This is a genomic window from Nocardia africana NBRC 100379, assembly GCF_001612635.1.
GTDB lineage: Bacteria > Actinomycetota > Actinomycetes > Mycobacteriales > Mycobacteriaceae > Nocardia > Nocardia africana.
The window spans coordinates 52325-67256 of record NZ_BDAV01000001.1; the positions used below are offsets into that span (position 1 = coordinate 52325).

A 14932-nucleotide genomic window follows, 5' to 3' on the forward strand; every position below is an offset into this window, starting at 1 on the left:
ATATGGCTAGCCGGAGCTCTCGAGAGCACGGTACAGGGCACGCAGTTCTCGCATACCGGCCTCGGCGACCGATTCGTCCTCGCTGGTCATCCGCAACGCCTGCCGCAGGGGAATCGGATCGAGGTCCTCGATCGCCGCACGGAACTGCGGTGACGGCAGGTCGGGCAGGACCACGTTCTCGCCGTAGATGTCGTCGGAGATCGTCGGACCGCTGTCCTCCTGCACCCCGCGGATCAGGGTGTCGAGATCGAGACCCCGCAGCGTCAGCATGATGTCCGGGGATTCGTCGAGGCGTTCGGCCACGATGTAGCACAGCGCGGCGACGTGTTTGCACGGCCAGCCGTCGTCCGGGCAGGTGCAGGAGAAGTCGAGTTCGGCGGCGGTGCCGGGCAGCAACAGCGGGCCCAGTTCCTGCGGCAGGGCGCCGGAGGCGAGCTGGGCGAGCATGCCCGGGGTGCCGCGGACCTGCTCGATCAGTTCGTCGAGCCGGTCGTCACGCAACACCCGCAGCGTCAGCACCGAGGTGAACGGCCGCGGTTGACTGCCCTGAACCTCGGCGGCCACCGCTCCGGGCTCGATGTGGTAGCTGACGACCTGTCCGGAGCGCGCGTAGGTGCGCCCGCGCGAGAGCCGACCGGCGTCGGCGACCTGCTCCACGGCTTCCAGAAAGGCCCGGCCCCACCAGGTTCGCGCGAAAGACCCACGGCGGCTGCGAGGTTGGACGCCGCCGCGCACCGGCCGGCGCTTCCCGTAGGCACTGAAATCGGGAACCGGGAAATCGGGCGTAGGACTCATTCGCCGACCGCCTCCGCACCGAGCATGAACAGATCACGCAATTCGTCGGTACTCAGTTCGGTGATCCAGTTCTCCCCGGTTCCGACGGTGAGATTCGCCAATTCCTGTTTGCCGGTGAGCATATCGTCGATCCGCTCCTCGATGGTGTCGACGCAGACCAGTTTGCGCACCTGCACATCGCGGCGCTGGCCGATGCGGAAGGCACGGTCGGTGGCCTGGTTCTCCACCGCCGGATTCCACCAGCGATCCAGGTGCACCACGTGATTGGCGGCGGTGAGATTGAGGCCCGTACCGCCCGCCTTCAGTGACAACACCATGATCGGCGGTCCGTCGGCCTCGGCGAAGCGCTCCACCATCCCGTCGCGGCGCTTCTTGGCGACACCGCCGTGCAGGAACGGGATCGCCGTGCCGAACCGCTCGCTCAGGTACGGCGTGATCAGATCGCCGAACTCCCGGAACTGGGTGAACAGCAGCGCCCGCTCCCCCTCGGCCAGTACCGACTCCAGCACATCCTCGACCAGGGCCAGCTTTCCGGAGCGGTGACGTCCCCGCCGCAGCAGCGCCGACCCGTCGCCGAGGAAGTGCGCGGGATGGTTGCACACCTGCTTCAGCCGGGTGAGCGCCGCCAGGACCGCACCGCGGCGAGCCATGTTCACGGCGCTGGAACCGGTGGCCCGGGAGGCCTTCAGCTGCGCGAGCATGTCGTCGACCACGGCCTGATACAGCGCGGCCTGCTCGACCGTGAGGTTGGCGCGCACCGTCATCTCGAACTTGTCCGGCAGATCCGAGATGACCGAGGGATCGGTTTTCACCCGGCGCAGCACGAACGGCGCGGTGACGGCGCGCAGGCGGCTGACGGCGTTCTCGTCGTGTTCGCGTTCGATCGGCACCGCGAAGCGCGCGTGGAATTCCGATGGTTTGCCCAGTACGTTCGGCGCGGCGAAATCGAGGATCGACCGCAATTCCTCGAGCCTGTTCTCCACCGGAGTTCCGGTGAGCGCCAGCCGGTGCCGGGCCGGGATCGCGCGGGCGGCGCGAGCCTGGCGGGTGGCGGCGTTCTTGATGTGCTGGGCCTCGTCGAGGACGACGCGTTCCCAGGGCTGGCGCTTCAACTCCTCCACATCGCGCGCCAGCAGGGCATAGGTGGTCAGCACCAGATCGGAATCGGCCACGGCCGCATCGAATTCCGCGCCCGAGCGGCGCGACGAGCCGTGATGAACCAGCACCCGCAGGCCCGGGGCGAAACGCTCGGTTTCGCGCTGCCAGTTGCCGACCACCGACATCGGGCACACCAGCAGGGTCGGACCCGGGACGGAATCCGTTGCGGCGCTTTCGTTCTCGTGCAGGAGCAAGGCGAGCACCTGTACCGTCTTGCCGAGGCCCATATCGTCGGCGAGGATGGCGCCGCAGCCGAGGCGGTTCATCGTCGCGAGCCAGGACAGTCCGCGCAGCTGGTAGGGGCGCAGCTGCGCCTTCAGGCCGGCGGGCGGGTCGACCGGGTCGCCGGCGTGGACACCGTCGAACAGTTCCTTGACCCAGCCGGTCGCGGTGACCTCCTCGATCGGGACCTGGCGCACCTGGGTGGCCGCGATCTCCCCGAGCAGCTGAGTCAGTGTCGCCGGGCGTTCGTCGACCTTGCCCTCCAGATAGGCGGCCGCCGCGGCCAGGCTGCGCTGATCGGCCTGCACCCAGTGGCCGCGCAACCGCACCAGATCCGATTTGGCCTGGATGAGCCGGCTCATTTCCGCCGGTGTGAGGACCGTATCTCCCAGGGCCAGTTCCCAGCGATAGGAGACCAACCCACTGAGTCCGACCGCGGTTTCGGTGGCGGCCGGGGACTGTACCCGCAAACGCATACTCGGCGAGACGATGCGCCACGCGCGCGGCAGCATCAGATGCACACCCGCCGAACGCAATTCGTGCGCGCCGTGGGCGACCAGCTCCTGCACGACCGGCGTCGGGAGCAGGAAATCCATCCCGTACGGATCGCGCGGGACCTGCTGTAGCCGCGGGTAGGCCTGCAGCGCGGCCGCCACCTTCTCCCCGGCGAGCCGGATCGACGCGGGATCGCCCTGGATCGGAACCGGTTGCGGCGCTTCACCTTCGGATCGGAGGCAGACTTCGAGCCGCCACAGGGCGTCGACCGCCTGCGGATCGTCGTCGGGATCGTCGTCCGGTTCGAGCAGGCGCAGCACGAGTTCGGGCTCGCCGACGGTGAGGCTCGCGCGCCACTCCTCGAGCACCGAGGCGACCCGATGCGATCCCGACTCCAGCGGAACCTCCGCGACCAGCGCGGCCGTCACCGGATGCGACGGTTCCCGGACGCTCAGCTCGAGCCGGACGAGCGGGTCGGCGAGTTCGGCGACGAAATCCTCGAGGATCGAGGCCGCGGACCGGGCATCCGGCACCCGTAGCGCGGGCGGCATCGCGGCGGCCAGTTCGGCCAGCCAGGCCCGCTGCCGCCGGCCACCGACCAGCCGCCACCGCACCCACCACTCGCCGTCGGCGCGATGCAGTTCGGGCACGATCCGCCCCGCCCGCACCCAGCGCCGCAGTCCCCGCGCCGCATGGGCGAGAAATCGCAGATCCGCCGCCACCGCCGTCTCGGGCAGCGCCTGGGTGAGCACCCGGGCGGCCACCTCCGGCGCCAAGGCGTGCCCACGCACCTCGATCACTTCCGGTCCGGCCGCGCCGGGGACCAGCACCCGCACCCGATGCCGGAACCGCGCCGACCGGGCGATCGTCCCCAGCGGATCGGGCAGCTCGCCGAACGAGTCCTGCTCCGGTGGCGTCGCGGACCCGGGCAGGCGCCACAGCACCAACCCCGACCCCGGCGACCACAAACCGTGCAGCATGCCTTCCATCCAATCAGCCCGCACCGACACGCCAGGTCGTGGCCGGTGGTGGGGTGCGACCGTGTGCGCGGCGGCACAGCGGCAGGGATGCTCTTGCACGCGGTGTCGGCGCATCCTCCACCGAGACGGCCGAGGCGGGGATGCGACTGTGGCAGCCGACGTGGCAGAAGCGATCGTGCGGCCGCCGCGGCGCGCGATCCGGACGTATCGCACGAACGCACCCCGTACAGGTCTTTCGGCGCCGAAGTTGTCGGGCGCGGCAGGTAGATCTGGGATATGCGGTGGGGATGTCGGGCGGGGTGGGCAGCGGTGGTGATCGTGGTCATGGCGATGACGGCGTGCGGGATCGTGGGCGGGCCCGACCCCGCGCCGGGGAGTCCGGGCCGGGCTCGGATCGAGCAGTTGCTGGGTGCGGTGGCCGTGGTGGCGCGGCGGCCGCATCCGGGCGGATACGACCGGGACTGCGGAGCGGGGCACGGCTGTGTGTTCGGGCCGGCGTGGTCCGATGATCAGGACGGGCCGGGCGGGCACGACGGGTGTGATTCGCGCAACGGAGTGCTGGCCCGGCAGCTGCGCGAGGTGCGATTCCGGCCCGGTACGCACGACTGTGTGGTGCTCGCCGGCACGCTGCGGGATCCGTACACCGGCCGCTCGATCACCTTCGACAAGGCGCGGGCCCGGGAGGTGCAGATCGACCACGTCTACCCGCTGGCCGCCGCCTGGGATCTGGGCGCGGCGGCCTGGTCGCCCGAGCAGCGGGTGCGCTTCGCCAACGACATCGAATTCAACCTGCTGGCCGTCGACGGCCCGGCCAATATGGACAAAGGCGATCGCACTCCCGCCGACTGGCTCCCACCGGCCGGCGCCTATCACTGCTTCTACGCCGGGAAGTACCTCACCACGGCAGCGCAGTACCGGCTGCCGATCACCGCAGCCGACCACACCGCGCTGGCTCGGATCGCCCGGCACTGTCCCTGAGGCGACTATTCGCCCGCGTCGAGTCGCTCGAGTAGTTGCTCGGCGGCGGCGCGCAGCACAGCGGGGTCGTCGATGACGCCGAGCAGGCGCAGCGCGGCGTCGGGGATGGTGGTTTCCGCATAGTCGGGCGCGGTGCCCTCGTCGGAGCGGATGTTGATGACCGTTTCCACCATCCGGAAGGGCAGGACATGCGCGCCGGGGACACCGGCGGGTGCGGCCTCGATCGCCGCCGCCGCCAGTTCCTCGTAGTGGCGGCGCAACCGGGCCCGGCGGTCGCGGAAGTCGGCGAACCGGTCGCTGCGCAGTTCGGGCAGCAGATACAGGGCGCCGAGATTCCATTTGGCCGCACACAGCTGGCGCACGTCGGCCCGGGCCAGTGCGTACAGCCGGACCGCCGCCGGCTCGGGTTCGGCACCCAATCGCTCGGCCAATTCCAATGGGCCGGTGATGGTTTCGGCGAGCAGCGCGTCGAGGATGTCGTCCTTCGCGGCGAAGTGGTGATAGAGCGACGCCTGCCGGATGCCGACCGCGTCGGCGATGCCGCGCGTGGACGTGCTGCCGTACCCGTTGGCCGTGAACAGTTCCGCTGCGGCGTCGAGGATCTCGGCGCGCGGCGTCCGCCCGCGACGACTGCGCTGATCGACGCGAGGACGGCCCGGCCCCAGGTGTGTCACCGTCTCATCCTGCCATCGCCACGGCCGCGAAGACCGGCACCGCGCCCTGCACGGCGTCCCACCTGCGGTTGTGAAATATCTGTCACTCGATAGAAATAACGGCAACGCAGACGTTACGCGGGTTACCGCAAGCGATACACGGCCGTCACCGAAAGCGCGATCCGGCCCGCAAAACTGTCACCTGATAGATATTGGCCGCGACGCCGAAGGACAGCCCATGGCCATCGCACTCGATCCACCCTCGCAATCCCCGACCGGTGACAGCGCCGATCTCGAACGCTTCGGATATCAGCCGGTGCTGCATCGCAAACTCGGCCGTTACGCCTCGTTCGCCGCGGGATTCTCCTTCGTCTCGATCCTCACCACCATCTTCCAATTCTTCGGATTCGGTTACGGATTCGGCGGCGGCGCGTTCTTCTGGACCTGGCCGATCGTGTTCGCCGGCCAGTTCCTCGTCGCCCTGAATTTCGCCGAACTCGCCGCGCGCTATCCCATTTCGGGCTGCATCTACCAGTGGTCGCGCCGGCTCGCCGGTGAGATGGTCGGCTGGTTCGCGGGCTGGATGATGATCATCGCGCAGATCGTCACCGCCGCCGCGGCCGCCATCGCGCTCCAGGTGGTCCTGCCCTCGATCTGGAGCGGATTCCAGCTGGTCGGCACCGATACCGCTCTCACGTCCACCGACGGCGCGGCGAACGCGGTTCTGCTGGGCAGCGTGCTGCTGGTGATCACCACGGTGATCAATGTGATCGGCATCGATCTGATGGCCCGCATCAATTCGATCGGCGTCACCGTCGAAATCGTGGGCGTGCTCGCCGTCATCGCCCTGTTCTTCACCCATACCGAACGCGGCGCCGATGTGGTCCTGCAGACCGACCAGGCGGCGCCCGGACCGTACTGGGCGGCGTTTCTGGTCTCGGGTTTGATGGCCGCCTATGTGATGGTCGGATTCGATTCCGCCGGAGAGCTTTCCGAGGAAACGAAGAATCCGCGCCGGGTCGCGCCGCGCACCATCCTGCTGGCGCTCGCCGCCTCCGCTCTCGGCGGCGGCCTGCTCCTGCTGGGCGCGTTGATGGCCGCGCCGAGCATCAGCGACGGTCACCTGGCCACCGACGGACTGGCCTACGTGATCACCGCCAAACTGGACAGTCCGGCCGGCACCGTACTGCTCTGCTGTGTCGCGGTGGCGATCACGGTGTGCACCTTGGCCATTCAGACCGCGGGGTCGCGACTGATCTTCTCGATGGCCCGCGACGGCCGTCTGCCGTTCGCGTCCCGGCTGGCCACCGTGCACCCGCGCTTCGGCACCCCGATCCTGCCCGCGGTGATCATCGGCGTGCTCGCCGTGGCGCTGCTCGTGGTGAACCTCGGCAACGCCGCGCTGTTCGCGACGCTGGCCAGTGTCTGCATCGTGACGCTGTACGTGGCGTATCTGCTGGTCACCGTACCGCTGCTGGTCCGGCGGCTGCGCGGGCTGCCTCCGGCCGAACCCGGCCTGTTCTCGCTGGGCCGCTACGGCATCGCGGTGAACGTCGCGGCGGTGCTGTGGGGCATCGCGATGGCGGTGAATTTGGCCTGGCCCCGCGCGCAGGTGTACACGCCCGCCGGCGGCGCCTGGTGGATGCTCTGGGCCGCACCGCTGTTCCTGCTCCTGACCGTCGCGGTGGGCGCGGTGGTGCACCGCATCGTCACACCCCGTGCTGCGACGGCCGAAGCCCGGCCCGCGCCGCAACCCGCCTGAGCGACATTCCATCCGACTCTGCGAGGAGACATCATGTCCGCAACCGCCTCCACCGTCGGCGCCCGCGACCACGCGCGAGCGCAAGCCGCGGCCGCGACCGTCACCGGCCCCGACCTGCCGGACGGCCTCGATCCCGCGACAGTGACCTTCGCCCAACGGGTTCCGGGCAACGGCTACACCACCGCGGTGCTCGCCCGCGGCACCCGGCTCCGGCTGGCCGATCCGGACGGCGCGGCCGGCGCGCACCTGCTGCTCCTGCGGGCCGAGGCGCCCTGGGAACGGCTGAACGTCGCCGACACGATCAAGGTGCCGTGGCAGGCCTACCCGAGCCCGGGCCATCCGCTGCTGTCGGATCAGGGTCGCGTCCTCGCCACGATCGTCGCCGACACGTCCGGCCGACACGACACGCTGTGCGGGCCGACCCCCGAGGTACGACAGATGATGCGGGTCGCGGGGGCGAAACACGGTCTCACACCGCGCGATATCGGCCCCTCGATCGCGCTGTTCCGCGGTGTGCGGGTCGGCGCGGACGGCACCCTCACCGCCACCGGCAGCGCCGGTCCGGGCCGCTGGGTCGAATTGCTGATCCACCTGCCACTGACCGCCCTGATCGCCAACGGCAGGCATCCGCTCGACGACCGGCCCGCCACGGCGCTGGACGTCGTCGCCTGGCGCGGCGCGGGCGAGCCGGACGGCGCAGACGAGGCCGAACCGGAATATCGCCGGGCCGTGGAGAACACCGAACAGGCCTGGCTGGCCGCACACGATCCGGAGGCGATCGCATGACCACCGTTACCCAACGCACCGTCGTCCTGGACGAGACCGTCGCCGCCTGCGCACCGTGGTCGACCGTGGTCCGGGCGGGTCAGCAGTGGCAGATCATCGACCTGTACGGCAATCAGGCGGTGGACTGCCTGCTCTATTCGGCCGCCGATCACGCCGACCGCTACAGCGCCCAGGCGACGGTCGCGGCCCAGCGCAATATCTTCCTGACCACCGGCAGCGTGCTCCGCGCCGAATCGGGGACGGCACTGATGACCGTGGTCGCCGACGAGGTCGGCAACCACGACACCATCGCCGGCGCGTGCTCGCAGGAATCCAATACCCTGCGCTACGGCCACCACACCCGCAATCAGCACGCCTGCGTGGAGAACTTCCTCACCGAGGCGTTGCGATGGGGGCTCGGCAAACGCGATCTGGTCTCGAACATCAACTGGTTCATGAATGTTCCGGTCGAGGCCGACGGCACCCTCGGCATCGTCGACGGGCTCTCCGCCCCGGGTAAGTCGGTGACGCTGCGCGCCGAGATCGACACCCTCGTCCTGATCTCGAACTGCCCGCAGATCAACAACCCGTGCAACGGATTCGATCCGACGCCGGTCCGCATGGTGGTGACGCGATGACGACGGCAACCGACATCGACACCGGCACAACAACTCTGGAATCCGGCGCCGACATCGAGGTGGTGCGGCCGGGAATGCTGACCACCGTGCAGGATTGGCCGGGCCGCGTCGGCTACTGGCACGTCGGCGTCCCGCCGTCGGGGCCGATGGACGATCTGTCGTTCCGGCTCGGCAACCGCGCGCTGGGCAACGACGAGGGCGCGGCCGGACTCGAATGCACCCTCGCCGGGCCGGCACTGCGATTCCGCACCGCGACCCGGGTGTGCGTGACCGGCGCCCCCGCGACGGTGACCGTCGACGGTGAGCGCGTCCGCCAGTGGCGCACCGTCGAGGTCCCGGCGGACGGCACGCTGGAGGTCGGCGCCGTGCGGGGACCGGGTATGCGGACCTACGTCTTGTTCGCGGGCGGTCTGGACCTTCCCGAATACCTCGGCAGCACAGCCACTTTCACGCTCGGCAGGTTCGGCGGCGGGACCGGCGCCGCCCTTCGCGCCGGTGACCGGTTACCCCTGGGCGAGGCGACCGGCGCCATCGGCTCCGGGGTGCCGATGGCCGAGCAGCCGGTGCTGACCCGGCGATGGGAACTCGCGGTCACCGAGGGTCCGCACGGCGCACCGGAGTTCTTCACTCGGGCCGATATCGACACCATCCTCGGCACCGACTACGAGGTGCACTTCAACTCCGATCGGACCGGGGTGCGGCTGATCGGCCCGAAACCGCACTGGGCGCGCAGCGACGGCGGCGAGGCCGGACTGCACCCCTCGAACATCCACGACACCGCATATTCGGTCGGCGCCCTGGACTTCACCGGCGATACGCCGATCCTGCTGGGTCCGGACGGCCCCAGCCTCGGCGGGTTCGTCTGTCCCGTCACGGTCGTCGCGGCGGAGCGCTGGAAACTCGGCCAGCTCTGCCCCGGTGACACCGTGCGCTTCGTCCCGGTGCGCGCCGACCGCGCCGCCTCGATCCGCGCCCTGGGTCCGGCCCGGCGCGCCGACTGGCCGATCGTGCTGTCCGACGGCGGTGACCGCGACGACGGCATCCTGGGCCGCGCCGACGCCGACGACACCACCGCCGTCACCTATCGCCGCGCGGGCGACGACGGCGTCCTCGTCGAATACGGTGATATGACACTGGATCTCGGTCTGCGCGCCCGAGTTCACGCCCTGCACCGGCATCTGCTCGAATACGCCGAGCCGGCGATCACCGAACTCACGCCCGGAATCCGTTCGCTGCAGGTGCGTTTCGATCCGGACCGGCTGGCCGTGCCGAAACTGTTGCGACTGCTGCGCGAGGCCGAATCCGCGCTGCCCCCGGCGGCGGAACTGGTGGTGCCGAGCCGGACGGTGCACCTCCCGCTGTCGTGGGACGATCCGGCCACGCGCGAGGCCATCACCCGCTATATGCACGGCGTGCGGGCCGATGCGCCGTGGTGCCCGTGGAATATCGAGTTCATTCGCCGGATGAACGGATTGTCCACGGTGGCAGATGTTTTCGATACCGTCTTCGCCGCCGAGTACCTCGTGCTCGGCCTCGGTGACGTGTACCTCGGCGCACCGGTCGCGACCCCGACCGATCCGCGCCATCGTCTGGTCACCACCAAATACAATCCGGCCCGCACCTGGACGCCGGAGAACGCGGTCGGCATCGGTGGCGCCTATCTGTGCATCTACGGCATGGAGGGCCCCGGCGGATATCAATTCGTCGGCCGTACCACGCAGGTGTGGAACCACAGCTCGACCGGCGATGCCGAGGATCCCTGGCTGCTGCGATATTTCGACCGCATCCGCTGGTATCCGGTCTCCGCGGAGGAACTACTGGACCTGCGGGCCGACGTCGCCCGGGGTCGTGGCGCACTGCGGGCGGAGGAGGGCGAATTCCGCCTCGCCGAATATCGCGACTTCCTGTCCGCCAACGCCGAATCCATCGCCGACTTCCGCGCCGTGCAGGCGGAAGCGTTTGCCGCCGAGCGTGATTCGTGGCAGGCAGCGGGCGAGTTGCACGAACGAGGGTGAGGAGTCCGATATGAGCATCTGGATTCACCGATCCGAAGACCCGGGTCCGCAGGGCACCGGCCCGCTGGCGGGTCTGCGGGTGGCCGTCAAGGACAACGTCGACGTCGCCGGCCTGCCGACGACCGCCGGCTGTCCGGACTACTCCTATCTGCCCGACCGCGATGCGCCCGCGGTCGCGGCCCTGCGCGCCGCGGGTGCGGTCGTGGCCGGCAAGACCAATATGGATCAGTTCGCGACCGGCCTGGTCGGCACCCGCTCGCCCTACGGACCCGTCCCCGACTCGCGGCGTCCCGCATTCATCTCGGGCGGTTCGAGTTCCGGTTCGGCGGTGGCCGTCGCGACCGGTGCGGCCCATATCGCCATCGGCACCGATACCGCGGGGTCGGGGCGTGTTCCGGCGGCGCTGCAGGGCATCGTCGGTATCAAACCGACCGTGGGCGTCGTCTCCACCGAGGGGGTCGTCCCGGCCTGCCGTTCCTACGATTGCGTGACGATCTTCGCCGCCGACCCGGCACGGGCCGATCAGGCGATGGCGGTGATGGCCGCCGGTGCGCCCGGACGCGCCTGGCCCGCCGATACCAGACTGGCGGCGCCGCCGCGCCCGACCGTCGCGATCTTCGCCGAGCTGCCGGACCTGGACCCGGTGTGGCGGGCGGCCTTCGACCGGACCGTCACCGCGCTCCGGCAGCGCGGCGCGACCATCGTGGAGATCGACCCGGCACCGTTCCTGGCCGCGGCCCGGCTGCTCTACGACGGGGCGTTGGTCGCCGAAAGATACGCCGCGGTAGGCGAATTCATCGACGCACGACCCGATGCCGTGGACCCCACCGTCGCGAGCATCATCCGGGCCGCCCGCGACATTCCGGCGCATCGGCTCGTCACCGACCGCGCCGAACTCGAGCGGTTGCGCGCCCTCGCGATGGACAGCCTGAGCGGCGCCGACGCCCTGCTCGCGCCGACCACCCCGACGCATCCGACCATCGCACAGGTCGAGGCGGATCCGATCGGAATCAACTCCCGCATGGGCACCTACACCAACTTCTGCAATCTGTTCGATCTGTGTGCCGTGGCCGTGCCCGCCGGGATGGCGGGCGAATCCCGTTTCGGTGTCACGGTTTTCGCGCGGCCGTTCGAGGATGCGGTGGCCTTGGACATCGCCGTCTCGATCACCGGCGATGCGGAGATCACGCGGCCGTGGCCACTGACGGTGGCGCCGGTGTGCGAGCTGATCGTGTTCGGGGCGCATCTGCGCGGCCAGCCGTTGGAACACCAGTTGCACGCACTCGGCGCGCGCTGGGCCGGACCGGTCCGCACGGCCGCGGCCTATCGCCTCGCCGCCCTGGACACCACACCACCGAAACCCGCGGTGACCCGCTGCGAGGGCGGTGTGTCCGTGGCGGGTGAGCGCTGGTTGCTCTCCCCCGCCGCCCTCGGCCGCTTCCTCGCCGGACTACCGGCGCCGATGCAACTGGGCGCCGTCGAACTCGACGACGGCACCTGGCACACCGCATTCGGATGTGATGGGAGCGCCGCCGCCGAAGGCAAGGACATCAGCGAATACGGCGACTGGCGCGCGGCCCTCGCGGCCGGGGCCGTGGGCTGATCGGCGACCGTCTCAATCCAGCGCCGTGGCGACCGGGCGCTCCGGATCCGACGACCACTGCGACCACGAACCCGGGTACAGCGCGGCCGACACTCCCACGACCGACAGCGCCGCGATCTGGTGCGCGGCGGTCACCCCGGAACCGCAGTAGACCGCCACCGGACCGGACACGAGGTCGGAGAAGCGCGCCCGCAACTGGTCCGGAGACTTGAAAGTGCCCTCGGGCGTGAGGTTTTCCGCGGTCGGCAGGCTCACCGCGCCGGGAATGTGGCCGGCGCGGGGGTCGATCGGCTCGACCTGCCCGCGATAGCGTTCCCCGGCCCGCGCGTCCAGCAGCGCGCCCCGCCAGCCCGCGACCTCGTCGGCTTCCACCACCGGCATGTTGCCGGGCGTGAGCACCACGTCGCCGGGCGTCGGGTCGGGTTCGGCGCCGACGGCCAGATCGCCGCCGCCGCGCTCCCACGCCGGCAGGCCGCCGTCGAGAATGCGCACGTCGCGCAGGCCCGCCCAGCGCAGCAGCCACCACGCCCGCGCGGCGGCCATGCCGCCGGTGGCGTCGTAGACGACCGTCGGCTCCCCGGTGCGCAGCCCCCAGCTGCGGGCACATTTCTGCAGGTGAGTGAGCGTCGGCAACGGGTGGCGGCCGTGCGCCGGAGACGGCGGGGCGGCCAGCTCGGTCTCCAGATCGACGAAGATCGCGCCGGGAATGTGGCCGGCGAGATAGTGCTGGGGACCGTCGGGATCGCCCAGCGCCCATCGCACATCCAGCAGATGCATCCGGCTCTCGCTGTCCGCCAGCGATTTCCGGAGTTCCTCGGGAGAGATCAGTACCGCGGTCAAGCCCGGCTCCTCAGTCAACAGATGTACCCGTGACGCGAACACGTGTCAGCCTACGACACGGGCGCGTCCCGGCGGGTCAGCATCCATCGCACGACCAGGCCCGCGACCACCGCCCAGAACGCGGCGCCGATGCCGAACACCGCTATCCCGGAGGCCGAGACCAGGAAGGTCACCGTGGCCGCGACGCGGTGTTCGGCCACCCCGAGCGCCGCGGTGAGGGCGGCGGCGAAGGTGGCGACGAGGGCAAGTCCGGCAACGGTTTCCAGCACACCGGCGGGCGCGGCGGCGGCGAGGGCGACCAGCGCCGCGGCGGCCGGGGCCAGCACCAGGTAGGACGCCCCAGCGGCCATGGTGGCCACCCAGCGTCGCCGCGGATCGGGATGGGCCGACGGCGCGGCCGCCAACGCCGCGCTGATCGCGGCCAGATTGATCGCATGCCCGCCCGCCGGCGCGCCGACGATGGTCCCCAGTCCGGTGATCGTCATCGACGCCCGCCACGGCACCCGGTAGCCGAACGAGCTCATGACCGCCACGCCGGGGATGTTCTGCGCGGCCATCGTGACCACGTACAGCGGTATCGCGATCCCGATGATCGCCTGCCAACTCCAGTGCGGCACAGTGATTTCCAGCTTCGGCACCAGATCGGCGACCGGAATCGAACGATGCCGGGCGACCATCGTGATCGCCGCGCCCGCCACCGCGGTGGCGAAGGCCCCGGGCACCGCCCACCGCTGCGCGTACCGCTGCAGCACCACCCACACCACCAGCACCGGCGCCACCACCACCGCACTCGAGGTGGTCAGGGCTCGCAGCGGCGCCAGGCACAACGGCAGCAGGACGCCGGCGAGCATGGCCTGCGCGATCTCGACCGGGATCGCGGTGACCAGCCGGCCCAGCCGGGACCAGCAACCGGTGAGAACGATCAATATCCCGGTGACCGCGAACGCCCCCACCGCCGCGGGCCAGCCGCCGGTTACCGCACCGGCGCCCGCCAGCAGCGCCGCACCGGGAGTCGACCAGGCGAGGGTGATCGGCATGCGGTAGCGCCGGCTCAGGATCCACATGCCCACCGCCTGGGTGACGCAGACGGCCAGCAGGCCCGAGGCGGCCTGCGCCGGCGTCGCGCCGACCGCGGTCAGTCCGGCCAGCACGACCGCGAACGAACTGGTGAAGCCGACCAGTGCCGCGATGATGCCCGCGCCGATCGCCTGTCCCGCACCCGCGGGGCCGGGCTCGCCCTCGACCGCCGCCGGGAGTTCCGTCTGCGCCTCGGTAACTGCGGGCGGGCGGGATGCGGAATCGGCGGTGGCAGTCACCGGGCTATCTTCGCGGGCGGCCGGCCCTGCCGTCAGCGGCCAGTGCGCCGGAACTGGACCGAATTCTCCCCGGGATCGGATCTCCCCGCGTCGTTTCGCCCGGCGTCCTGTCGCGATCCTGCCGGCTCGTCGGCTCCGGCGAGGCGCTGCAGCAGCGGCGCGGTGCGCGGTCCGACCAACTGCTGCATCACCAGCGCCATATTGGTGCGCTGCACGCCCGCGATCTTCAAAATCGCGCCGGTGATGCGATACAGATCGTCGGCGTCGCGGGCGACCACGCGAACGGTCAGATCCGTCTGTCCGGTCGTGCCGCACACCTCGGTCACCTCGGGTATCTCGGCGAGTTCGGCCACCACGTCGGCGAGCCGATGCTGATCGACCACGACCGCGACGAAGGCCGCCAGCCGGTAGCCGAGGGCGCGGGGGTCCACCCGCCGCTCGAATCCGGCCAGCACACCGGCCGCCTCCCACCGGGCCAGCCGCGCCTGCACGGTGTTGCGGGACAGCCCCAGCCGCGTGGCCAGTTCCACCCCGGTGGCACGAGGGTTGGCGACCAGTTCCAGCAGCAGCCGGGCGTCGGTGGCGTCGATAGTCGCCGGAGCGGGTTCGGCACTGGGCATGTAACGCAGTATGACAGTCCGGGACCCCTTCTGATCGAGCATTCTGCGCAGTTCGCGTGTCGCCACTTGCGCATCACGCTCAATCGTGGATG

Annotated in this window: 11 protein-coding genes and 1 pseudogene; 6 read left to right on the plus strand and 6 right to left on the minus strand. The window is 70.4% G+C overall.

All coding sequences use genetic code 11. The features are described 5' to 3' along the window. Positions 1-6 precede the first annotated feature (6 nt). Together NA3_RS00260 and NA3_RS00265 are read right to left on the minus strand one after the other, a co-directional pair. Positions 7-795 carry an SWIM zinc finger family protein gene (locus NA3_RS00260; RefSeq protein WP_062961579.1) on the minus strand — a complete coding sequence of 263 codons (789 nt, stop codon included), beginning with the start codon at positions 793-795 and terminating at the stop codon, positions 7-9. Then, positions 792-3650, minus strand: coding sequence for a DEAD/DEAH box helicase (locus NA3_RS00265; RefSeq protein ID WP_174561032.1), 2859 nt, complete (start codon positions 3648-3650; stop codon positions 792-794). The genes NA3_RS00260 and NA3_RS00265 overlap by 4 nt, the downstream gene beginning before the upstream one ends. A 324-nt stretch (positions 3651-3974) precedes the next feature. On the opposite strand from NA3_RS00265, the gene NA3_RS00270 reads away from it, so the two are divergent. Further along, a complete protein-coding gene (locus NA3_RS00270) occupies positions 3975-4628 on the plus strand; it encodes an HNH endonuclease family protein (protein WP_227995491.1) in 654 nt (217 codons plus the stop codon). Between the two features lie 5 nt (positions 4629-4633). Here NA3_RS00270 and NA3_RS00275 read toward each other — a convergent pair whose 3' ends face one another. Beyond that, positions 4634-5302 carry a TetR/AcrR family transcriptional regulator gene (locus tag NA3_RS00275; RefSeq protein WP_062961582.1) on the minus strand — a complete coding sequence of 223 codons (669 nt, stop codon included), beginning with the start codon at positions 5300-5302 and terminating at the stop codon, positions 4634-4636. Positions 5303-5519: 217 nt separating this feature from the next. Here NA3_RS00275 and NA3_RS00280 point away from each other — a divergent pair, with 217 nt between their 5' ends. Genes NA3_RS00280 through atzF form a run of 5 tightly spaced genes read left to right on the plus strand, consistent with a single transcriptional unit; the run spans position 5520 to position 12064 of the window. Then, positions 5520-7043 (plus strand): amino acid permease, encoded by a 1524-nt coding sequence (locus NA3_RS00280; RefSeq protein ID WP_062961583.1) that lies wholly within the window; start codon positions 5520-5522, stop codon positions 7041-7043. Positions 7044-7076: 33 nt separating this feature from the next. Continuing rightward, entirely contained in the window at positions 7077-7829 is a 753-nt protein-coding gene (locus tag NA3_RS00285; protein ID WP_062961584.1) for a DUF1989 domain-containing protein, read from the plus strand. Then, the gene (locus tag NA3_RS00290) at positions 7826-8446 is read left to right on the plus strand and encodes an urea amidolyase associated protein UAAP2 (protein WP_062961585.1); all 621 of its coding nucleotides are present in this window, start codon (positions 7826-7828) and stop codon (positions 8444-8446) included. Before NA3_RS00285 ends, NA3_RS00290 begins: the two co-directional genes overlap by 4 nt. Next, positions 8443-10461, plus strand: coding sequence for a 5-oxoprolinase/urea amidolyase family protein (locus tag NA3_RS00295; protein ID WP_084490766.1), 2019 nt, complete (start codon positions 8443-8445; stop codon positions 10459-10461). Before NA3_RS00290 ends, NA3_RS00295 begins: the two co-directional genes overlap by 4 nt. A gap of 10 nt (positions 10462-10471) precedes the next feature. Then, entirely contained in the window at positions 10472-12064 is a 1593-nt protein-coding gene (atzF, locus tag NA3_RS00300; RefSeq protein ID WP_062961586.1) for an allophanate hydrolase, read from the plus strand. A gap of 12 nt (positions 12065-12076) precedes the next feature. On the opposite strand, the gene NA3_RS00305 is transcribed toward atzF, so the two are convergent. The 3 genes and pseudogenes from NA3_RS00305 to NA3_RS00315 form a co-directional block, all read right to left on the minus strand. Further along, on the minus strand, positions 12077-12892 hold the full coding sequence (locus NA3_RS00305) for a sulfurtransferase (RefSeq protein ID WP_062961780.1): 816 nt from the start codon (positions 12890-12892) through the stop codon (positions 12077-12079). A gap of 62 nt (positions 12893-12954) precedes the next feature. Further along, positions 12955-14109: a benzoate/H(+) symporter BenE family transporter gene (locus tag NA3_RS00310; RefSeq protein ID WP_062961781.1), complete on the minus strand. Its 1155-nt coding sequence runs from the start codon at positions 14107-14109 to the stop codon at positions 12955-12957. 248 nt (positions 14110-14357) lie between these two features. Then, a pseudogene (locus NA3_RS00315) lies at positions 14358-14840 on the minus strand (Lrp/AsnC family transcriptional regulator); the annotation flags it as partial. Positions 14841-14932: the final 92 nt, after the last annotated feature.

Excerpts from the sequence above, each read along its gene's own strand:
- NA3_RS00270 (WP_227995491.1), top strand. The coding sequence starts at position 3,975 with ATGGCGATGACGGCGTGCGGGATCGTGGGCGGGCCCGACCCCGCGCCG.
- NA3_RS00260 (WP_062961579.1), bottom strand. The coding sequence starts at position 795 with ATGAGTCCTACGCCCGATTTCCCGGTTCCCGATTTCAGTGCCTACGGG.
- atzF (WP_062961586.1), top strand. The coding sequence starts at position 10,472 with ATGAGCATCTGGATTCACCGATCCGAAGACCCGGGTCCGCAGGGCACC.
- NA3_RS00295 (WP_084490766.1), top strand. The coding sequence starts at position 8,443 with ATGACGACGGCAACCGACATCGACACCGGCACAACAACTCTGGAATCC.
- NA3_RS00265 (WP_174561032.1), bottom strand. The coding sequence starts at position 3,650 with ATGCTGCACGGTTTGTGGTCGCCGGGGTCGGGGTTGGTGCTGTGGCGC.
- NA3_RS00285 (WP_062961584.1), top strand. The coding sequence starts at position 7,077 with ATGTCCGCAACCGCCTCCACCGTCGGCGCCCGCGACCACGCGCGAGCG.
- NA3_RS00280 (WP_062961583.1), top strand. The coding sequence starts at position 5,520 with ATGGCCATCGCACTCGATCCACCCTCGCAATCCCCGACCGGTGACAGC.
- NA3_RS00290 (WP_062961585.1), top strand. The coding sequence starts at position 7,826 with ATGACCACCGTTACCCAACGCACCGTCGTCCTGGACGAGACCGTCGCC.